This is a genomic window from Nocardia sp. GP40 (assembly GCF_050434125.1).
Classification (GTDB): domain Bacteria; phylum Actinomycetota; class Actinomycetes; order Mycobacteriales; family Mycobacteriaceae; genus Nocardia; species Nocardia albiluteola.
Genome location: NZ_JBNPVW010000016.1, coordinates 126,338 through 146,359, shown reverse-complemented (window position 1 = coordinate 146,359; position 20,022 = coordinate 126,338). Strand labels below are relative to the sequence as shown.

General features: G+C 67.7%; 19 protein-coding genes and 1 pseudogene. 13 read left to right on the top strand and 7 right to left on the bottom strand.

The genetic code is table 11. The features are described from left to right. Positions 1–86: 86 nt before the first annotated feature. Together ABH933_RS36900 and ABH933_RS36895 are read right to left on the bottom strand one after the other, a co-directional pair. A complete protein-coding gene (locus ABH933_RS36900; RefSeq protein WP_429424623.1) occupies positions 87–1,136 on the bottom strand; it encodes an ROK family protein in 1,050 nt (349 codons plus the stop codon). Positions 1,137–1,139: 3 nt separating this feature from the next. Further along, complete coding sequence (locus ABH933_RS36895; protein ID WP_429424621.1) at positions 1,140–2,051, bottom strand: SIS domain-containing protein; 912 nt, start codon at positions 2,049–2,051, stop codon at positions 1,140–1,142. A 155-nt stretch (positions 2,052–2,206) separates the two neighbouring features. Between ABH933_RS36895 and ABH933_RS36890 the strand changes: the two genes are divergently transcribed. From ABH933_RS36890 to ABH933_RS36865, 6 genes are all read left to right on the top strand, one after another. After that, the gene (locus tag ABH933_RS36890; protein WP_429424619.1) at positions 2,207–3,451 is read left to right on the top strand and encodes an extracellular solute-binding protein; all 1,245 of its coding nucleotides are present in this window, start codon (positions 2,207–2,209) and stop codon (positions 3,449–3,451) included. After that, positions 3,448–4,359, top strand: a complete 912-nt coding sequence (locus ABH933_RS36885) for a carbohydrate ABC transporter permease (RefSeq protein WP_429424617.1) — start codon at positions 3,448–3,450, stop codon at positions 4,357–4,359. The genes ABH933_RS36890 and ABH933_RS36885 overlap by 4 nt, the downstream gene beginning before the upstream one ends. After that, complete coding sequence (locus ABH933_RS36880) at positions 4,356–5,276, top strand: carbohydrate ABC transporter permease (protein ID WP_429424615.1); 921 nt, start codon at positions 4,356–4,358, stop codon at positions 5,274–5,276. The genes ABH933_RS36885 and ABH933_RS36880 overlap by 4 nt, the downstream gene beginning before the upstream one ends. Beyond that, positions 5,273–6,064, top strand: coding sequence for a DeoR/GlpR family DNA-binding transcription regulator (locus ABH933_RS36875; RefSeq protein WP_429424613.1), 792 nt, complete (start codon positions 5,273–5,275; stop codon positions 6,062–6,064). Before ABH933_RS36880 ends, ABH933_RS36875 begins: the two co-directional genes overlap by 4 nt. Before the next feature lie 57 nt (positions 6,065–6,121). Continuing rightward, complete coding sequence (locus ABH933_RS36870) at positions 6,122–6,565, top strand: DUF4254 domain-containing protein (protein WP_429424611.1); 444 nt, start codon at positions 6,122–6,124, stop codon at positions 6,563–6,565. Positions 6,566–7,272: 707 nt separating this feature from the next. After that, a complete protein-coding gene (locus tag ABH933_RS36865) occupies positions 7,273–8,547 on the top strand; it encodes a lipase family protein (protein ID WP_429424609.1) in 1,275 nt (424 codons plus the stop codon). Here the strand turns inward: ABH933_RS36865 and ABH933_RS36860 are convergent. Continuing rightward, positions 8,544–10,082, bottom strand: coding sequence for an ATP-dependent DNA ligase (locus ABH933_RS36860; RefSeq protein WP_429424607.1), 1,539 nt, complete (start codon positions 10,080–10,082; stop codon positions 8,544–8,546). The genes ABH933_RS36865 and ABH933_RS36860 overlap by 4 nt on opposite strands. Before the next feature lie 93 nt (positions 10,083–10,175). Here ABH933_RS36860 and ramB point away from each other — a divergent pair, with 93 nt between their 5' ends. After that, positions 10,176–11,585 (top strand): acetate metabolism transcriptional regulator RamB, encoded by a 1,410-nt coding sequence (gene ramB, locus ABH933_RS36855; RefSeq protein WP_215915527.1) that lies wholly within the window; start codon positions 10,176–10,178, stop codon positions 11,583–11,585. A 118-nt stretch (positions 11,586–11,703) separates the two neighbouring features. Here ramB and ABH933_RS36850 read toward each other — a convergent pair whose 3' ends face one another. Further along, entirely contained in the window at positions 11,704–12,234 is a 531-nt protein-coding gene (locus tag ABH933_RS36850; protein ID WP_429424817.1) for a carboxymuconolactone decarboxylase family protein, read from the bottom strand. Between the two features lie 168 nt (positions 12,235–12,402). Then, positions 12,403–12,855, bottom strand: a complete 453-nt coding sequence (locus ABH933_RS36845) for a MarR family winged helix-turn-helix transcriptional regulator (protein WP_429424604.1) — start codon at positions 12,853–12,855, stop codon at positions 12,403–12,405. Between the two features lie 50 nt (positions 12,856–12,905). On the opposite strand from ABH933_RS36845, the gene ABH933_RS36840 reads away from it, so the two are divergent. The 5 genes and pseudogenes from ABH933_RS36840 (at position 12,906) to ABH933_RS36820 (ending at position 17,365) form a co-directional block, all read left to right on the top strand. Further along, on the top strand, positions 12,906–13,829 hold the full coding sequence (locus tag ABH933_RS36840) for an LLM class flavin-dependent oxidoreductase (RefSeq protein WP_429424602.1): 924 nt from the start codon (positions 12,906–12,908) through the stop codon (positions 13,827–13,829). A 55-nt stretch (positions 13,830–13,884) separates the two neighbouring features. Further along, positions 13,885–14,523, top strand: a pseudogene (locus tag ABH933_RS36835) (substrate-binding domain-containing protein); the annotation flags it as partial. Between the two features lie 35 nt (positions 14,524–14,558). Beyond that, complete coding sequence (locus ABH933_RS36830) at positions 14,559–15,578, top strand: ABC transporter permease (RefSeq protein WP_429424600.1); 1,020 nt, start codon at positions 14,559–14,561, stop codon at positions 15,576–15,578. Continuing rightward, positions 15,575–16,351, top strand: a complete 777-nt coding sequence (locus ABH933_RS36825; RefSeq protein WP_429424598.1) for an ATP-binding cassette domain-containing protein — start codon at positions 15,575–15,577, stop codon at positions 16,349–16,351. Before ABH933_RS36830 ends, ABH933_RS36825 begins: the two co-directional genes overlap by 4 nt. Positions 16,352–16,492: 141 nt before the next feature. Beyond that, positions 16,493–17,365, top strand: a complete 873-nt coding sequence (locus tag ABH933_RS36820) for an LLM class flavin-dependent oxidoreductase (RefSeq protein ID WP_429424596.1) — start codon at positions 16,493–16,495, stop codon at positions 17,363–17,365. Positions 17,366–17,518: 153 nt separating this feature from the next. Here the strand turns inward: ABH933_RS36820 and ABH933_RS36815 are convergent, their stop codons facing one another. Further along, a complete protein-coding gene (locus ABH933_RS36815; protein WP_429424595.1) occupies positions 17,519–18,373 on the bottom strand; it encodes an SDR family oxidoreductase in 855 nt (284 codons plus the stop codon). Between the two features lie 113 nt (positions 18,374–18,486). Here ABH933_RS36815 and ABH933_RS36810 point away from each other — a divergent pair, with 113 nt between their 5' ends. Next, positions 18,487–18,936, top strand: coding sequence for a winged helix-turn-helix transcriptional regulator (locus ABH933_RS36810; RefSeq protein ID WP_429424593.1), 450 nt, complete (start codon positions 18,487–18,489; stop codon positions 18,934–18,936). A 95-nt stretch (positions 18,937–19,031) separates the two neighbouring features. Here ABH933_RS36810 and ABH933_RS36805 read toward each other — a convergent pair whose 3' ends face one another. After that, a complete protein-coding gene (locus tag ABH933_RS36805; protein ID WP_429424591.1) occupies positions 19,032–19,877 on the bottom strand; it encodes a hypothetical protein in 846 nt (281 codons plus the stop codon). Between the last annotated feature and the right edge of the window lie 145 nt (positions 19,878–20,022).

The following is a 20,022-nucleotide window of genomic DNA, read 5'->3' as shown; positions in this document are numbered from 1 at the left end:
GCATCGGATCAATGAGAATCGGCGCGCCCCATCTCCGAGCACGGGCCGGAAAAGCGACGCAGGCCGGCCGAGCACGCTGGCGGCGATCACGCGAGGGCACCGGTGCGGGCGTATTGGGCCGCGCCGACCAGGCCCGCGCGAGCGCCGAATTCGCCCAGGACCACGCGGGGCGCGGGGGCCACCCGTAGGAGTTCGGCAAGGCGGCTCTGGAGGGCGGTCGTCAGGACGACGCCGGCGCGGGCCAGGCCGCCGCCGAGCACGACCAGTTCCGGGCAGGCGGCGTGGATGACGCCGAACAGGCCCTCGGCGAGGGCGTCGATGGCATCGTCGACGACCGCGCGGGCATCCGGATCAGTGTCCAGAACCGCGAAAACCGCCTCCGCGCCGGGTATTTCGCGTCCAGTGCGGGCGGTGTAGGCGCGGGCGATGCTGGCGCCGGAGGCGACGGTCTCCACGCAGCCGATGTTGCCGCACGGGCATTTCAGCCCGTCGCGGTGGCGCACCGGAATGTGGCCGTACTCGCCCGCCTGCCCGGCCGCGCCGCGCACCAGCCGCCCGCCGATCGACAGCGTCCCGCTGATGCCGGTGCCCAGGATCAGCACGCACACGTCGTCGCAGCCGCGGCCCGCGCCGTACCGCCACTCGGCCCAGCCGGCGACCGCGACATCGTGCTCGATCAGCACCGGCATGCCCCATCGATCGGCAAACCGGTTGCCCACCTTGACATCTCGCCAGCCCACATTGCTACTGAACACCGCCAGCGAGCGCGCCGGATCGACGATGCCAGGTAGGACAACGGCCGCACGCGCCACCCGAAGTGGCTGCGAATCAGGCCGTTCGCGCCGCCCCGGGGACGGATCATCCGGCCCGGGCACGGCGCCGCCCTGTGCGGCGGGCAGATCCTGCGACGGACTCGGCTCCGGCCGCATCGTGGACAATTCGGCGAGCAGCCGGTCGCCGAGCTCGCCGATGGCATCGAAGGCGGCCTCGCCCTTCGGGGTGTCCACGATGCCGGAGCACAGCACATTCCCTGCGGCATTGGTGATTTCGGCCTTGGTGGTGGTGCCGCCGACATCGACCGCAAGTACCAGGTCCGTGTCGTCCAATACCCCGGGAGGGGAGATCGGCGCGCTCACCCGTCAGCCCAGAATCACCGAGCGGTTCAGGCTGCGCGGATGGTCGGGGTCCAGGCCCAGATCCGCCGCGCGCGCCTGGCAGAGCCGATGCACGCGCACCAGATCCGCCATGGGGTCGATATCGCGGTGCTCGAAATGCGCTCCGGTGGCCTTGATGTCGTCGGCGAGACCGGGCAGCAGCGGCCCGAACGCCCACACCGCACGGCCGGGCGCGGCGATGCTGATCGGGCCGTGCCGCCACTCGGTGGCCAGGTAGGCCTCGGTCCAGGACTGGCAGGATTCGCGCAGCTTCAGCCCGGCCTCCTCGGCGATGGCGGCGGCGAAACCCATTCCGACGAAACTGATCTGCTCGGCCGAGCGCACCGCCGCTACGGCGGAGTCGAGATCCTCGGCCAGGACCGCGCGGGCCTGCGCGATCACCGGAGCGAGATCCTCGCCGAGATGCCAGCGCAGGATGGCCAGCGCGGTGGTGGCGAAACGGGTCTGCACCACCGACTGCTCGTCGACCTGATCGATGAGGATCGGATCGGCCAGCTCGAGCACGGGCGTGCCCGGACTAGAGCAGATGACGGTGCGGGGCACGCCTTCCGGCAGCGCGCGCATCGCCGCGACCACCTCGGTGGTGGTGCCGGAGCGGCAGATCACCAGGTAGCGGTCGTAGTCGTGGCGGCGCACCTCACCGGCGGGCCAGGCGTCGGTGCTGCCGTGGCCCGCGGATTCGCGCAGCGCCGCGATGGCGCGTGACATGAAAAGCGAGGTGCCACAACCGATGACGGCCACGCGCTCACCCGGCTGTGGCAGCAGCGCGGCGTGGTCGGCGGCGATCGTGGCGGCGCGCGCCCAGTCGTCGGGTTGAGTGGCCACCTCGGTGGCCAGATGGGTTTCGGCAGGGATTCGATCGGCAGAGGTCGGCACGAGACCAAGAATCGCCCCGATGATCGTTCATGTCAACTTTACAATCAAAACGTGCACAAACGATCAATGCGTGAGCTAAATTCGGACCAATCGAATCACTGGCTCCACACTCGTCGGTCGAACCGCCGGGTGTGCACCATTGAAAGGCTCTTGTAGTGAAACGTCCACTCCGCGGCGCCCTCTCCACGGTCGCGCTCCTGTCCGGCCTGGCGCTCGTCGCCTCTTCCTGCGGGTTCGGCGGTAGCAAGTCCGACTCCAACGACCCGAACACCCTGACCTTCCTGGCCCCGATCTACAGCGACGGCACCAAGTCGGAGTGGGACAAGATCATCTCCGACTTCGAGAAGGCGAACCCGAGCATCAAGGTGAACCTGCAGATGGAGTCGTGGACCGACATCCCGAATGTCGTGCGCACCGACCTGCAGAACGAGTCGAGCACCCCGGACATCCTGAACATCGACGCGTACTCGACCTACGCCTCGGACGGCAAGCTCTATCCTGCCAACCAGATCGTCGACAATTCCGTTCTCAGTGATCTGCAGCCGAGCTTCATCAAGAACGCGTCGATGAACGGCACCCAGTGGGCGCTGCCGCTGTTCGCCTCCACCCGCACCCTGTTCTACAACACCGACCTGTTCACCAAGGCCGGCATCGCCGCGCCGCCCAAGACGTGGGCCGAGCTGACCGACGACGCGAAGAAGATCCAGGCCCTCGGCGGCGGCGTCTCCGGCTACGGCCTGCCGCTGGGCAGCGAGGAGACCCAGGCCGAGACCTCGCTGTGGACCTTCGGCGCGGGCGGCAACTGGTCCGACGGCACCAACATCACCATCGACACCCCGCAGAACGTCACGGGCGTGCAGGCGATCAAGGCACTCGCCAGTGCCGGTGTGACGCAACCGAATCCGGGCGCAACCAACCGTACCCCGCTGATCAACACCTTCATCCAGGGCCAGCTCGGCATGATCGAGGGCCTGCCGCCGGTGATCAGCATGATCCAGCAGAAGAACCCGAGCCTGAAGTACGCCACCGCGCCGACCCCGACCCAGGACGGCACACCCGTCACTCTCGGCGTCGCCGATCACCTGATGGCGTTCAAGAAGAAGGTCGACAAGACCGCCGCGATCAAGAAGTTCCTCGATTTCTTCTACCAGGGCGCCACCTACGCCTCGTTCGTGAAGGCCGAACACTTCATCCCGGTCACCACCTCCGGCGCGCAGGCCATGTCCGATGACCCGGTGGTCAAGGCCTTCGGCGCGACCCTGCCAACCGCCAAGTTCTACCCGAGCAACAACCCGAAGTGGGCCGCGGCCGAGGGCGCGATGAAGCAGCAGCTGGGCACCGTCACCACCGGCGCCGATCCCGCGACGGTCCTGAAGTCGATTCAGCAGGCGGCGAGTTGAGGGGCGCCGCCGGCGTAAGGACCGGTCACCGATCCACGGCAACGCTGCGCGCGCTGCCGTGGGTCGGCCCGGCCCTGGTCCTGATCGCCGTGATCGTCGCGTTCCCCGCGGCATACATGATCTGGACCTCGACCCGCAGGCTCACCTCCTACGGCCAGGACCAGGGATCCGCGGGGCTGGGCAACTTCCGAACCCTGTTCGCGCGGCCCGAATTGGGCAGCGTGCTGGTCCACACGATCGCCTGGGTGATCGCGGTCGTGCTGATCACCCTGGTGCTGTCCACGGCGCTGGCCCAATTCCTGAACAAGAACTTCCCCGGGCGCACCGCGGTCCGGATGTCGATCCTGGTGCCGTGGGCGGCCTCGGTGGTGATGACCACGACGGTCTTCTCGTACATGCTCGACCCGGACGTGGGCATCGCCAACAAGTTCCTGGTCGACATCGGCGTCCTGCACCGCGGTTTCGGGTTCACCAAGGAGGCGGGCCCCGCGTTCGTCACCGCGATCGCGGTCGCGGTGTTCGTCTCCATCCCGTTCACCACGTACACGATTCTCGCTGGACTGCAGTCGATTCCGGCCGAGCTGAACGAGGCGGGCCGGGTCGACGGCGCCAGCGCGTGGCAGCGCTACCGCTACCTGACGCTGCCGCAGTTGCGTCCGGCGATCGCGGTGGCGACGATCATCAACATCATCAACGTGTTCAACTCCCTGCCGATCCTGCAGGTGCTGACCGGCAGCATCGCGGGCTTCTCGGCGGACACCACAACCACGTTGACGTTCAAGCTGATTCAGCAGAATCAACAGCTGGACACCGCGGCCGCCCTGAGCGTCCTGAACTTCGTCCTGATCGTGGTGATCATCGCGATCTATGTGAAACTGATCCGCCCGACCGGTGAGGAGGCACGATGACCGCCTCGGAATCCCGGACCGCGACGGCCGCGGCCGGCACCGACGCCATCGATCCGCCGACGGCACAGCATATTTCGCCGGTACAACCGAAAAAGCCCAGGCGCCGTTGGGATCTCACGCTCGTCGGCATCGTGATCGCCGTGATCTTCCTGATCCCGTATCTGGTGATGGTGATCGGCTCGCTCAAGCCGCGTTCGGAGATCCTGCACATCCCGCCGAGTTACCTTCCGCACCACTGGAGTCCGGACAACTACGCCACCATGTGGCACACCCCCGAGACGCCGCTGCCGTACAACATGGTCAGCACCATCGTGATCTCGGTGGCCGCCACCGTGATCGTGCTGCTGGTGGCGATCCCGGCCGGGTATTACACCGCGCGGCGGCGCTTTCCGGGCAAGCTGGCCTTCCTCGGACTGGTGCTGGTCACCCAGATGCTGCAGCCGGTGGTGCTGGTGACCGGCCTCATCCGGGAGTTCTTCGCGCTGGGCATCAACGACACCTGGCTCGCGATGATCCTGGTCAACGCCGCGTTCAATCTGTCCTTCGCGGTGTGGATCCTGCACAGCTTCTTCGCCTCGGTGCCGGTCGAGATCGAAGAGGCCGCCCAGCTGGACGGGCTCAACCGGATTCAGATTCTGACCCGGGTGAGCCTGCCGCTGGTCTGGCCGGGCATCGTCACCGCGACGATCTTCGCGTTCGTGTCGTGCTGGAACGAATTCGCCGCCAGTCTCGTCATTTTGACCACGCCGGAGAATCAGCCGCTGTCGGTGGCGCTGACGAAGTTCATCGGGCAGTACGACACGGCTTGGCAGTACGTGTTCGGCATCTCTACTGTCGGCGTCGTGCCTGTCGTCATCCTGTTCGCATTCATCGAAAAGCGCCTGGTCGCCGGACTGACCGCCGGTAGCGTGAAATGACCGTCCCCGCGGATCGATCACTGCGCTGGAACCGGCTGCTGGAACTGCTCGCCGAGGCCGGGCGGCTGTCGGTGGAGGAGGCCGCCGAACGACTGGCGGTCTCCCCCGCCACCATTCGCCGCGACTTCACCTCGCTGGCCGATCAGCAGCTGGCCACCCGCACGCACGGCGGCATCGTCGCGACGTCGGTCGCCTACGATCTGCCCGCGCGCTATCGCGGCACCGGCGACGAGGCCAAGCAGCGGGTCGCCGAACGCGCCGCGGCCCTGGTCAATCCGACGGAGGTGGTGGGCCTGAACGGCGGCACCACCACCACGGCCGTGGCGCGCGCGCTGGCCGGGCGCCCGGATCTGCCTACGTCGGCGGACAATCCGATGACCATCGTCACCAATGCGCTGAACATCGCGGGCGAGCTGGTGCTGCGCCCGCACCTGCGCACCATCTGCATCGGCGGGCAGGCCCGGCGGGAGTCCTATGAGCTGCACGGCCCGATGGCCGAGCGCGCGATGTCCCAATTACATTTGGACACACTGATTCTCGGCGTCAACGCGATCACCGCGGCGGGCGGCGCCCAGGGCCGTCACCTCGACGAGTCCGGCGTCAACGCCGAGATGGTGCGTCGCGCCGACCGGGTCATCGTCGTAGCCACCGCCGAGAAGCTCGAGCGCACCGCGCTGGCCCAGATCTGCCCGACCGAGGACATCGACATCCTGGTCATCGATTCCGCCGCCGACCCGGACGCGATCGCGGCCATCCGCGAGGCCGGCGTCCGGGTGGATCTGGTCTGAGCGCGCCACCGACCTTCGTTGCCGTTCAGAAACATTGGGCGTGCAGGATGATCCGACGTGGAACCACTCCCACCAAAGAACCTGCTGCTGGACGCCTGCCGGGGCCTGCCGAATGAGGAGCACCTGGTGCTCAGATCCGCCTGCCGGCTCGCCGAGCTGCACGAGCAGCGGCTCGACGCGGCCACCCGCACGGTCACCGATATCGATCGGCACAGAGCGCACCTGGTGCACGACATCGACCGGTGGGTCGCCCGGGAGTTACCGCACGCCCACCGGGGTGTGCGGCTGCACACCGAGACGGTGGGCACGGTGATCGACCGGCTGGCGCAGTTCTCGGCGCTGGCCTATCTCGCGCTGACCAGTTCCCCGGAGTGGGTCATCAACGATGCGTGGCGCCGGCTGACCGAACTCGCCGTCGCCTACGACGACCTGGCGGCCGAGGTGACCGCGGGCAGATGCCGGCTTCCCGATCTGAGCGACCACCACGAGTACGAGGCCTAGCGGCGCGCACCGGCGGCCCGGAAGCGCCGCCATATGACACAGAGAAATGCTGCCGGCGCCGCGCCCAAGGTGCTACGACGCCGGCAGCGGGAAAATGGCCTGTCCCCCGCACCCGATTCTGCCGCGGCAACAGCGGCCCGACCACTGAATTCGCCTGAGAGCACCCTAATAGTTACCTCCGCAAACAAAGGCGGAAGACGCCGAACGGCGGCGCTGGCGAGGGAAGTTTTCAGCGCCGCCGATGGCTAGGGATGACGGATCAGGGCAGTTGATCCGTGCCGGTCGACCCGACATCACTGATCCTGCGCCTGTTACCTCGAGAAGTACCGCGATAAATCTGTGAACTCTCTGTCAGAGACCTGATCTTTCTTGCGACCCCTCTAAGCAATCACTCAGCTATATCAGTCGATCGGCTATATTGTGTCGCGGCCGCTGCATGGGGGAGCGGCGGAATCGACGTCGCGTCCTGTTCTGTTCGGGTAACAACTCACAGGTAGGTGCATCTTGAAACGACTGCGTGCCACCGTATTCGCCGTACTGACCAGCTGCATGCTAGCGGTCGAGGCGGCGACCGGCGCCGCAGTGGCCGATCCCGGTAAGACGCCTCCCCCGGCGAACTCCGGATCGGCCTATCCGCCAACGCATTCCGATCCGGGACCGACCCCCTACAGGAGTGGATCAATACCCATATTCCGTCGCCGTCCGAAGTGCTCCCCCATGCTCCCGCCGATAAGAATGGTCTTCCGCCGGATCTGGCAACACTGTGGCATGCGATCCAATCCAGCCCGACCGGCGATCCGCTCTTCGATAATTCCCCCGCGGACCTGGCGCGGTACCGGCCCGGCGACATCATCGAATCGCGGGATGTGACCTGGCCGGCGGTACCGATGGTGCTGACATCGGTAATGTCGCTGTTCCAGCGGGCCGTACTGCTGAAGTTCCGCACCACCGACGCCAACGGCACGCCCTCGTTCGGCACCGCGACCCTGCTGGTGCCCTTTAACCCGTGGACCGGGCCGGGCGCCCGGCCCGTGGTACTGAACGCGACACCGATCAATGCGCTCAATCGGCGCTGCACTCCGGGATATGTGCTGTCGCACGGATACAGCCTGGACGCGGTCAATGGCAACGACTTCGTGCCGTCACCCACCATGTGGGCCGTCAGCCAGAACTACGCGGTGGTGATACCGGACCACGAGGGCGCTCTGATGTCGTACGCCGAGCCGACGGTCGCCGGTCATACGATGCTCGACACCGTCCGCGCGGTCCGGCACGTGATGCCGGATCAGTTCGGTGCGAGCCGTTTCGCCATGACCGGCTATTCGGGCGGCGCGATCGCCACACACGCCGCGGCGATGCTGATCGACGAGTACGCCCCGGAATTGAAGCCGCAGTTGGCCGGAGCCGTGATGGGCGGCCTGGCCACCGACTACAAGTCCTTCGCTCGCACCTATGACGGCACGTATGTGTCGGGATTGCTGATGACCATCGCCCTCGCGATGGCCCGCGAACACCCCGAGATGCTCGGCCGCATGAATCATCTGGCGCAGTGGGCGGCAATGTCGCCGTACAAAGAGGTATGCAGCTCCCAGATGGCGACGCTCGGAGTGTTCGGCATACCGTTCGAGGCGCTGGCCAACAACGCCAACCCGCTCTACACCGAATTCGCCGAGAAGATGTTCCAGCGCCTCAGCCTGAAAGACCGCAAGGCCGGGATGCCCCTCTACATCTACAACGGCAAGCACGACATCTGGATGTCCGCCACGGGCGCCGAGGAGCTTTACGACAAACAATGCGCGCTCGGCGTACAGGCGGTGAAGAACATCGTGGGCGGCGAACACATACTCGCCTACTTCGGCGGGTACCTGGCGGCGATGGATTGGATGGGGCACCGCCTGCGGAACGAACCTGTACCCGGCGAATGCAATCCGGCACGATCAGGCTCGACGCCGCCCGCCACCGGCGGTGGGAGAGTTCACTAACCGGGAGGCAGGAGCGCCAGCACGGCGTCGATCGTGTCGGCGTCGGCGGCCTCCTTATCCGGGCGGTAGCGCACCACACGGGCGAACCGTAGCGCCGCGCCGCCCGGATAACGCGGGCTGACCTGTACGCCGTCCAGCGCGATCTCGACGACCAGCTCGGGCCGCAGATAGACCACGTGCCCGTCGCGGGCCCGTTCGTGCCGGGGAAATTCCTCGGTCTGCCAGGCCAGCAGCGCATCGGTGAGTCCCTTGAACGTCTTGCCGACCATGATCGGCTCGCCGCCCTGGGGATCGCGCGCGCCCAGGTGCAGATTGGACAGATAGCCCGTGCGACGGCCGTAGCCCCATTCCGCGCCGAGCACGATCAGGTCCAGCGTGTGCGTGGGTTTGACCTTCTGCCAGGCGCGGCCCCGGCGGCCCGCGGCATAGGGCGCGGACAGCGACTTGATCACGATGCCCTCGTGCCCGAGCGCCAGGGCGGTATCGAAATACTCGGCCGCGGCCTCGGAATCGGGCGTGATGAGCGCCGGAATGCTGTGTTCCGCAGCGACTTTCGTCAGCGCGGTGCGGCGTTGCGAGAGCGGCGCGTCGAGTAGATCCACACCGTCCAGGTGCAGGCAGTCGAAGAAGTACGGGTGCAGCAGCAGATCCCGGCTCGAGGTGGGCGGCGCGGAGTCGGGGTCGACGGTTGCGAAGCGGCTCATCGTCTCCTGGAACGGCCGCGGACGACCGGAATCGGTCAGGGCGAGGGTTTCTCCATCGAGAACCACGCTCTCACAGGGCAGTTCGCCGACCAGCCGCACCAGCTCCGGCACCCCGGCGGTGATGTCGCGCAGCGTCCTGGTGAACACCCAGACCTGGGAACCCTTGCGGTGCACCTGAATTCGCGCACCGTCGAGCTTGTACTCCACGCTCGCCTCGCCCTCGAATTCGGCGAGCGCATCGTCCAGCGTGGCGCCCGGCGACGCGAGCATCGGCTGGATCGGCCGGCCGACCTCGAGCCGGAATCCGGCCAGGGCCGCCGCTCCGCCGGTCATGGCCGCGACCGCCGTCACCGGCAGCTGCCCCGAGAGCATGTAGGCCCGGCGCACCTGCTCGACCGGCACCTCGGCGGCGCGTGCCACGGCCTCGGCCACCAGCGCGGTCAGCGCGCCCTGGCGCAGCTCGCCGGTCAGCAGCCGCACCAGGAAATCCCGCTCCGGCGCGGTGGCCGCCCGCAGCAGGCCCGCCAACAGCTCGCGCCGCCGGGCCGCACTGCCCGCCCCGGCGGTACTCGCGAGCTTCCCGAGGGTGCCCTCGACCGTGACGACCGTTAGCTCCGGTTCGGCGGCGGGCTCGGCCTCGACGGCGGCCAGCGTGCGCCAGCCGGTGCCGATCCGCCCCTGGGTGAGCTCGCCCGAGATCCACGCGACGACCTGGGCCAGCTCATCGGGCGCGGCCTCGGCCAACAATTGCGCTACGGCGGCGACCTTGAGCTTTCGCGAGGAGGTTGCGCGGACAACCTGTGATGCCTCGACTACCTGTGACAGCAACACGCACTCGACGGTAACGCGAGGGTGTGACAAAAAGCTCACGACGTGTGCTAATCGGCTATTGGCACTGCTGTAAATCCTTTTTAAACTGGCGACATGGCCAAGACTTACGTTGGGGCGCGGCTTCGGCAGCTGCGCGCCGAACGGGGCATGAGCCAGGTCTCGCTCGCCAAGAAGCTGGAGATCTCGGCGAGCTACCTCAATCAGATCGAACACGATGTGCGCCCGCTCACCGTGCCGGTGCTGCTGCGCATCAGCGAGGTCTTCGGCGTCGACACCAGCTTCTTCTCCTCACAGGACGACACCCGCCTCATCGCCGAACTCCAGGAAGTGGCGATGGACACCGAGCTCGGCATCGAGGCCGACGCCCACGAGATTGCCGACATGGTCTCCGCTCACCCGAGCCTGGCGCGCGCGATGGTGAACATGCACCGCCGCTACCGCAATACGACCGCGCAGCTCGCGGCCGCGACCGAGGACCGCTTCGCCGACGGCAGCGGCTCGGGCGCGATCTCACGCCCGCACGAGGAGGTGCGCGACTTCTTCTATCAGCGGCAGAACTACATCCACGAATTGGACACCGCCGCAGAGGAACTCGCCACCCGGATGCGCTTCCACGGCGGGGATCTCAAGCGCGAGATCGCCAATCGCCTCAGCACCGCGCACGGCGTGCAGATCATCGAGCGCATCGACCTCGGCGAGGGTGTGCTGCACCGCTTCGACGCCGAATCCCGGCGGCTCGAGATCGCCCCGCACCTCTCGGGCGGGCAGCGGGTGTTCAAGCTCGCCGCCGAACTGGCCTATCTGGAATGCGGCGACCTGATCGACAAGCTGGTCGAGGAGGGCAATTTCGCCTCCGCGGACACCCGGATATTGGCAAAACTGGGTCTGGCCAATTACTTTGCCGCCGCCACCGTGCTGCCGTACACGAATTTCCATGAGGTGGCCGAGGATTTCCGCTACGACATCGAGCGGCTGTCGGCATTCTTCACCCAGAGCTACGAGACCATCTGCCACCGCCTCTCGACGCTGCAGCGGCCCAAGTTGCGCGGGGTGCCGTTCTCGTTCGTGCGGGTCGATCGCGCCGGGAACATGTCGAAACGCCAGTCCGCCACCGGATTTCACTTCTCGTCCTCGGGCGGCACCTGCCCGCTGTGGAACGTCTACGAGACGTTCGCCTACCCGGGCCGCATCCTGACCCAGATCGCGCAGATGCCCGACGGACGCAAATATCTGTGGATCGCGCGCACCGTCGAGCGCCGGGCCACCCGATACAACGAACCGAGCAAGACCTTCGCGATCGGCCTGGGCTGCGAGCTGCGCCACGCCGGGCGCGTGGTCTACGCCGACGGCCTGGATCTCAACGACCCCAAGGCCACCCCGATCGGCGCGGGCTGCCGCGTCTGCGAGCGGGCCAACTGCCCGCAGCGCGCGTTCCCGCCGCTGGGCAAGTCGCTGGACATCAGCGAGCACCGCAGCTCGATCTCGCCATACGTGTTGCGCTAGTTACTCTTTCGCGTCACTCCCGGCACACCGCCGGCCGGATTCCACCGCGATATCCCGGCCGGCATCGCGCCGGGACGACGGTTCGCACCGCGCGGCGGGACGACGAAAATTCGACCGCTCAGTGGTCGGTCTGAATGCGCAGCGTCGTGATCGTGCTGGCAAGACCCTCGTATTGGTTTGCCAGCAGCACGATTTCGATGAGGCGCTGCTCGTCGTAGTGGGCGGCCAGGGCAGACCAAGCCGCGTCGTCGATGCCTCGGGTGAGCACGAGCTGATCGACCGCGGTGAGCAGCGCGCGCTCCTTGTCCGACCAGCCCGGAGCCTGCGGGCCCTCGCGCAGCCGGTCCAGGATTTCCAGGGTGACCCCGGCGCGCTTGCCCAGGCGGATGTGATGGTCGGTCTCGTACTCGCACTCGCGCAGGTGCGCCACGCGCAGGATCACCAGTTCGGTCTCGTAGCGGCGCAGCTTGCCGCCGGGCATCAGCCGCCCGGAGAAGTGCAGCCAGCCGCGGAACAGTCCGCCGGTCCGGCCCAATGTGCTGAACAGGTGGGCGTCGGGCGTACCGGCGGCACGCGAGAGCGCCTGCCACACCACCCAGTTCACGGGGCCGAGTTCGCGCAGGCGGCCCGGCTCGATACGTGGCTTCATCGTCACCGTGCTCACGCTAACAGCACGCCGCGACCGATCGCCACAGGTTGTGTACAAGCGTGTTCACAGATGGCTCCACATATCACCGCTTGCAGTTCGTGACACGAACTAATATGGTTCGTGTCACGAACTTATGGAAGAAGAGATATGAATCCGGATCCGCCGAATTCAACGGTCGCCGAACACCATCGGCACCCTGTTGTCCGTCACCACGCGCTCGAGCAGCGCCGCGAGCTGGGCGCGCTCGCGCGGGTTCAGACCTCCGGGGAGTTCATCGATCCGGCGGCAGGTCTCGTCGTAGAACCGCTCGGCCAGCTCCCGGCCCACGGGCGTGAGCTCGATCCAGACCGCCCGGGCGTCGTCGGGATCGGGCACCCGCCGCAGGAATCCGCGCTGCGTGGTGCGATCCACCAGGCCGGTCAGGCTCGACTTCGCCAGGCCCAGCACCGCGCCCAGCTCGGTCATGCCGTAGGACTGCGACATCAGCACGCACAGCAGCTGCCCCTGCTGCGCGGTGATGCCGTATTCGCGGGCCGACTCGGTGTAGACCGCACTGACCAGGAATGACGATCGCACCAACCCGGTGACGACGTCCATCCGCCCGCTCTTGCTCCCGATCACCCGCCCAGGGTAGCTGATTCGCATCACGAACTAAATGACAAGGATCGACCATGACACAGCGCACCATCCGGTTCGGCACCAGCGTGAGCACCGCGGCCGCCGACGCGGCCCGATCGATCAGCCTGGCCGTGCACGCCGACCGGCAGGGGCTGGACCTGGTGACGGTCTCGGATCACCCCTACTTCGGCGCGCGCCTGGACGCGTATTCGATCATCGGCGTCGCGCTGGGCGCGACCAGCCGGATCTCCGGGCTGGTCAGCGTCACCAACCTGCCCAGCCGCCCCGCGCCGATGCTCTCGCGGACGGTCACCTCGCTGTCCACGCTGTCGGGCGGCCGCATCGTGCTGGGCATGGGCGCGGGCGGACTCTGGGACGACATCGCCAAGCTCGGCATCGCGAAGCTGACCCCCGGCGCCGCGGTGCGCGCGATGGCCGAGGGGATGCGGCTGGTGCGGTTGCTGTCCGGCGGCGGCACGCCGGTCTCCTTCGAGGGCGAGTTCTATTCGGTGCACGATCTGGAACCGGCGGCCGCACCGGCACCGCCGATCTGGACCGGTGCGGTCGGACCCAAATCCCTTGCGGTGACGGGTGAATTGGCCGACGGCTGGATCCCCGGGCACGCCGCGGACTGGCTCAGCGACCGTTTCCGCGAATCCCGCCCGATCATCGATGCGGCGGCCGAGGCCGCGGGCCGCTCACCCGCGGACGTCGCCACGGTGTACAACCTGCCCGGACGTATCACCGCCGAACCGCTGCCCCGCACCCGCGACGAGCAGGGCCGCTGGATCGGAGGGTCGGTGCGGCAGTGGATCGACGAGCTGACCGATGCCGTGGTCCACCACGACGCCGCGGGCTTCGTGCTCTTCGCGCCCGGTGGCGCCGAGCCGGATTCCGAGATGCTCTCGCGCTGGGCACAGGAGATCGTCCCCGCGGTGCGCGAGGCGACCGGAGTGCGGTCGGCGGATCGCACGTAGACGTTTTGCTGGGGAGCATTCGCGAGTCCGGGCATGACACGTAGCGGCCCGCCGGACCATCCGGCGTGCGGCGGCGGCTGGTATCCCGGTGGTGACGACCAACTCGGGCGAATCCGAAAGTGCCGCCCTCGGCGCCATCGGCCACGTTGGCAACAATCAGCGCTCTGTCTCCGCGGCCATGGGTAAGCGTCTGCGTGATGCCGGTAAGACCAAGCTGCTGATCGTGAATCACATGGCCGGCCAGGTCAGCGGCGACGATTTTTGCCAGGGCACCGCGGAGGGTTTCGCCAAGCCGACCGCCACGGTGGTGGTCGACATCAACAACCCGACCGATGTGCAGTCCCGGATCAAGGCCGCGCTCGAGGCGGACCGGTCGATCGATGCGGTGGTGTCTGCCAACGCCCAGATCGGTGCCCGCTCGGTAGCCGCGGCGCAGGAAGCCGGTTCCACGGCAGCGATTGCCACCTCGACTCTCAACACCGAGGTGATCGATGCCATTCGAGCGGGCAAGGTGTTGTTCTCCGCCGACCCGCAACAGTATGAGCAGGGGTATCTGCCGATCGTGATGTTGCAGCTGTACCGGTCGAACCTCGACACCGTCGGGGGTGGGTTGCCGATCCCGACGGGGCCTGGCTTCATCGACAAGTCCAACGTCGATGCGATCGCCAAGCTTGTGGCGCAGGGAACGCGCTGAGACCCCCGGAAGTAAGTGTTGCCACGTCAGCTCCGGTGCACCCGCCCACAGCCCGAGCACCGTGGGTACGGCGGCTCGTCCTGCGTCCGGAAATCGGCGCGGCGCTGGGCGCGGCAGCGGTCTTCGTATTCTTCTCGATCGACACCGGCCAGTTCCTGAGCCCCCTGGGCATCTCGACGTGGCTGGACGATGCGTCCTCGATCGGCATCATGGCCATCGCCGTGGCCCTGCTGATGATCGGCGGTGAGTTCGACCTGTCGGCTGGTGTGATGACCGGGTCCACCGCGCTGGTCACCGCGCTGCTCGCAGTGCACGCGGGATGGAACGTGTGGCCGGCGCTGCTGGTCTCGCTGATCTTCGCCCTCGCCATCGGCGCACTCAACGGCTGGCTCGGGATGCGCACCGGGTTACCGAGTTTCATCGTCACCCTCGGCACATTCCTTGCCCTGCAAGGTATCAACCTCGGAGTGACGCGCCTGGTCACCGGGACCGTGCAGGTGGCGGGCATCCGTGAGTCCGGCGGCTATTCCTCGGCAGGCGCGGTGTTCGCCTCCACGATCGGCATCGGCGATGCTCGCATCCAGGCATCGACGCTATGGTGGATCGCGCTGACGACAATCGCCGCAATCGTGCTGGCGCGCACCCGATTCGGCAACTGGGTCTTTGCTCTGGGCGGATCGCCGGCGGGCGCACGAGCGGTCGGTGTGCCCGTCGCGAAAACCAAGATCATGCTGTTCATGACCACCTCGGCCGCCGGTTGGATGGTCGGCACGTGCGACATCCTGCGATTCGACAGCGTCCAGGCCAGCCAGGGAGTCGGCTCGGAATTTCAGTACATCGTCGCCGCTGTCGTCGGTGGATGCCTGCTCAGCGGCGGGTTCGGTTCCGTAGTCGGCGCTGCGATCGGTGCGCTGACCTTCGGTATGGCACAGCAGGGAATCGTGTTCGCGCGCTGGAACAGCGACTGGTTCATGCTGTTCCTGGGCATCCTGCTGCTCTCGGCGGTACTGGTGAACACGCAATTCTCCAAGCGCACGGAGAGGGCGCGCCGATGACCGCATTGATCGAAACACTGTCTGTCGGAAAGAGTTACGGCAATGTGGTGGCACTGCGGGACGTGTCGATGGTCGTCAATGCCGGTCAGGTCACCTGCGTGCTGGGCGATAACGGTGCCGGCAAATCCACCCTCATCAAAATCTTGTCCGGCGTGCACCAGCACGACACGGGTGAGCTGCGGATCGATGGTGCACCGACCCGGCTCGCCTCACCGCGAGCGGCCCTGGACCGCGGCATCGCCACCGTGCACCAGGATCTCGGATTGATACCGCTGATGAGCGTGTGGCGCAACTTCGTCCTCGGCCGCGAACCCACCACCGGGATCGGGCCACTGCGACTGCTGGACCGGCCAAGGGCGCAGAAGACCACTCGGGAAGCCCTGTCCGACATGGGAATCGACATCCCTGACGTGGAACAGCCCGTCGGCACACTGTCCGGCGGACAGCGGCAATGCCTGGCCATCGCACGGGCGGTGCACTACGGCGCCACCGCGCTCATCCTCGACGAACCCACCGCCGCTCTGGGCGTCAAGCAAGCGGGTGCGGTCCTGCGGTATGTCGTACAGGCCCGCGACCGCGGCCTCGGTGTCGTTCTCATCACCCACAACCCACATCACGCCTATCTCGTCGGCGACCGGTTTCTGCTTCTTGAACGAGGCACAGCGCTCGGCTCCTACGAGAAGCCCGACATCGAGCTGGCGGAGCTCACCCAGCAGATGGCCGGCGGCGCAGAACTGAACGCACTGCAACACGAACTACAGCGGGTGCCGTAGCCGGAGATCCTCGGCCCCAGGGTGATGGGATGTCCGGTCGATGACAGTGGCCAGCGCCAGGATCGCGCCCGGGCCAGGCCATCCGGAGATGCCGCACGGTACGTGCACACGATGTCGGACCACTCTGGTAACCATGTGCGTATGACGAACCTCGGTGCCGTACTCCTGCCACAGCAGCCCCCCGAGCGCCTGCGGGAGGTGGTGCGCGCGGCGGAGGGCGCCGGGCTCGAGGAGCTGTGGCTGTGGGAGGACTGCTTCCTGGCCGGTGGCATCTCCAGCGCGGCCGCCGCGCTGGCCTGGAGCGAGCGGCTGCGCGTGGGCGTCGGGGTGCTGCCGGTGCCGCTGCGCAATGTGGCGCTCACGGCCATGGAAATCGCCGCGGTGGAGCGCATGTTCGGCGGGCGCGCGATCTGGGGCGTGGGCCACGGCGTGCAGGACTGGATGGGCCAGGTCGGCGCGCGCGTCGCCTCCCCGCTCACGCTGCTGGGCGAATATCTCGCGGCCCTGCGCGGGCTGCTGGCGGGCGAGCGAATCACCGTGCAGGGCCGCTACATTCAGCTCGACGACGTCGCGCTGGACTGGCCGCCCGCCGCCGCACCCGAGCTACTGGCGGCGGCGACGGGCCCGCGCACGCTGGGGAGGGTCGGCGAGTGCGCCGACGGTGTCGTACTCACCTCCGCGACCTCGGTCGACGGGGTGCGCGAGGCGGTCGAGACGGTCCGGAGATACCGCGCGGGCGTCGGACGCACGGGCGTTCCCCGCGTCGTCGTGTACGTGGCGACGGCGACCGGCCCCGGCGCGGCCGACCGCCTGCACGCGGATCTGGCCCGCCAGGGCCGCGAGGATCTGGCAGGCATCGGCGCCGCCGGGGATGCCCGGGCGATCGCCGATGCCGTCGTCCGCTACGCCGAGGCGGGTGCGGATACGGTCGTCCTGCAGCCCACCGAGGACGCCGACCCGCTGGATTTCGTCCGGTTCGTCGCCGAACAGGTCCGCCCGCTGGTCCCCGCCTGACCGCCGAACTGGCTGTCCCCGTGGCCAATTCGTGCTCGATGACACCTGCCCTGCGGGTCTCGTGCGAATCGTTCCCCGGGGCAGCCCGCCTGAAGGTGCCTCGTCACGGTGGGGCGTGGATCCAGCGGCCGTGCGAAGTGCGGCTGCGCCGGATTATTGCGACAGGGCGGCGCGGTAGACCTCGGCGGGACCGGCGGCAGGGCGGCCGAGCAGCTTGGCGAGGTCACCCGTGGTGACCTCGAGCAGGCCGTTGCTGATTCCGGTGTCGGCGTCGGCGAGGCCCTTCGCCAGGTGTTCCGGCAACCCGGCGGTCTCCAGGGCCACGACGTAGTCGGCCTCGGGCAGATCCTGATAGCGGACCGGCTTGCCGGACACCTGCGAGATCACCTGCGCCAGATCGGCATACGTGAATGCCTCGTCGCCGCCGAGTTCGTAGACCTGGCCCGCGTGCCCGTCGGTGGTGAGTACCACCGCGGCCGCCTCGGCGTAGTCGGCACGCGCGGCGGCCGACACCCGGCCCTGCCCGGCGGCACCGTAGAGCACTCCGCCCTCGATCGCGGGCGCCAGCCCGCCCAGGTAGTTCTCCCAGTACCAGCCGTTGCGCAGCAGGGTGTGCGGCACGGTCGAGGCGGCCAGCGCGGCCTCGGTCCCGCGGTGCTCCTGCGCGAGGATCAGTGGGTTGTCGGTGGCGCGCGGAATGCTGGTGTACGCCACCAGTTGCACGCCGGCCCGCTCGGCGGCCCGGATCACGGTGGTGTGCTGCTCCACCCGCTTGCCGAATTCGTTGCCGGACACCAGCAGCAGCCGGTCTACCCCGGTCAGCGCACGATCGAATGCCTCGGCGTCGTCGTACGAGGCCTCGCGCACCTCCACGCCGCGCTCGGCCAGATCGGCCACCTTCGAACGATCCCGGACGATCGCGACGATCGGCCCGGCCTCGCGGCGCAGCAGCGCCTCGACGACGAGTCGGCCCAGCTGGCCACTGGCCCCGGTGACGGCGACGGTCATAACTACCTCCATGAGTATGTACGGAACATCATGCACTAACTATTTGTTAGTGCATGATATTCCAGCACTACTGAGCGCTCCGTCACTACAGCGCAGATGGGTAGCATCACCTCATGGCAGTTGTCGATGGCGCCGCTCCCCACCCCGCGCGGCCGGGCCACGCGGGCACGTCGGCGGACCACCACCCCGCGGACAGCGCCGATCCCACGCTGGAGGCCGACGTTTTCTCCCGCAACTGCACCTCGCGCCCGGTGCTGCAGAATGTCGCGAGCCGCTGGGGCGTGCTGGCGCTGGTCGCCCTGCTGGAGGGCCCCTATCGCTTCAACGCCCTGCGCCGCCGGGTCGACGGCGTCAGCGAGCGCATGCTCTCCCAGACCCTGCAAACCCTCGAGCGCGACGGCATGATCCACCGCGCGGTGCAGCAGTCCATCCCGCCGCACGTCGAGTACACCCTCACCCCGCTGGGCACCGAGGTCGCGGCGAAGCTGCACGAGCTGATCATGGTCCTGGAGTCCAACATCGACGACATCACCGAGGCCCAGGCCGCCTACCACCGCGAGTGAGCATCATCGAGGCCCGACCGGTACGCCCACATTGCCGTCACACGTGGCAGCGTGATTCCACCGCGCGGTGCGGCAGTCCCACTGCGCCCTCGGCGTCACGGCCGCGACAGCTCTCCGTTGGTGAGCAGGAACCGCGAGCCGTCCGGGTTCGTCCCCTCCATGATGGTGGTCTGCCGCTGCCCGTCCGCGGCGACGGACCAGAAGTCACGTGCGACCCCGTGGCAGGTCTGGGTGGGTGGCGACAGCTCGGCCGTGTTGCCGTCGGCGGCCAGCGTCCAGTCACAGCCGTCGTCGGTGCGGGCGACTATCGTATTGCCGTTTCCAGCACGGTAATTCAGCGTTCCGCTGAATGCCGTCGGCACCGGCACCGCTCCGGCGACCGTTCCGAGGTTGACCAGCCGCGCCGGATCCGGCGGATCGAACCGCCACGTTCCGGCGAAGTTCCGGACGGTCTCGGCCCTATCGGTGATTCCGGCCCGCGTGCGGCGTCCCTCGGCGAGGCCGAAGGAGAACGTCTGTCCCGCAAGATAGCTGTTGGCGTGCAACACCTCCCGCTCCCGGTTGCCGTCAATCTGCACCCGCCACCGGTCGATGTTGTACTCGGAGTTGATGATTCGATTGAAGCAGTGCTGATCGGCGGAGGCGAGTTCGAGCGCCCCGGGCTCGACGCGGAACCGCCACGTGCAGCCCTGGTCGGTATGGCCGAGCACCTCCCCGTTCGCTCCCCGGCTGAACGTCACGGTCCCGATCTGCGGGAACTGCGCGGTGTAGCCGAGCAGGTTCATGGTGGCGACGTCGGTCATGGTGGCCGCGTCGGGCTGATCGTAATTCCAGGTGCCCAGGTACGAGGCGGCGTCGTCCGGCGCGGCGGTCGCAACGCCGGCGGAGCCGCCGAGCAACCCGGTTACGGCGAATGCCGCGAGCGCCGTCCGCGATGTCACACCCCGGCACCTACCGGCTGCGAGTCCGAGCAGGCGACGCGTGCGCGATGTCCGAGGCCGGCCATCGGACGCCTCGGGTATGTCGGCTTCAAAATTTGTCATATCCGATGGACGAGACGGCGCCGAGCGAAGTTACCGGGCGCCG

Bases quoted from the DNA above. Each gene is read 5' to 3' on its own strand.
- ABH933_RS36880 (WP_429424615.1), top strand. From the start codon at position 4,356: ATGACCGCCTCGGAATCCCGGACCGCGACGGCCGCGGCCGGCACCGAC.
- ABH933_RS36875 (WP_429424613.1), top strand. From the start codon at position 5,273: ATGACCGTCCCCGCGGATCGATCACTGCGCTGGAACCGGCTGCTGGAA.
- ramB (WP_215915527.1), top strand. From the start codon at position 10,176: ATGGCCAAGACTTACGTTGGGGCGCGGCTTCGGCAGCTGCGCGCCGAA.
- ABH933_RS36850 (WP_429424817.1), bottom strand. From the start codon at position 12,234: ATGAAGCCACGTATCGAGCCGGGCCGCCTGCGCGAACTCGGCCCCGTG.
- ABH933_RS36840 (WP_429424602.1), top strand. From the start codon at position 12,906: ATGACACAGCGCACCATCCGGTTCGGCACCAGCGTGAGCACCGCGGCC.
- ABH933_RS36825 (WP_429424598.1), top strand. From the start codon at position 15,575: ATGACCGCATTGATCGAAACACTGTCTGTCGGAAAGAGTTACGGCAAT.
- ABH933_RS36820 (WP_429424596.1), top strand. From the start codon at position 16,493: ATGACGAACCTCGGTGCCGTACTCCTGCCACAGCAGCCCCCCGAGCGC.
- ABH933_RS36815 (WP_429424595.1), bottom strand. From the start codon at position 18,373: ATGACCGTCGCCGTCACCGGGGCCAGTGGCCAGCTGGGCCGACTCGTC.
- ABH933_RS36810 (WP_429424593.1), top strand. From the start codon at position 18,487: ATGGCAGTTGTCGATGGCGCCGCTCCCCACCCCGCGCGGCCGGGCCAC.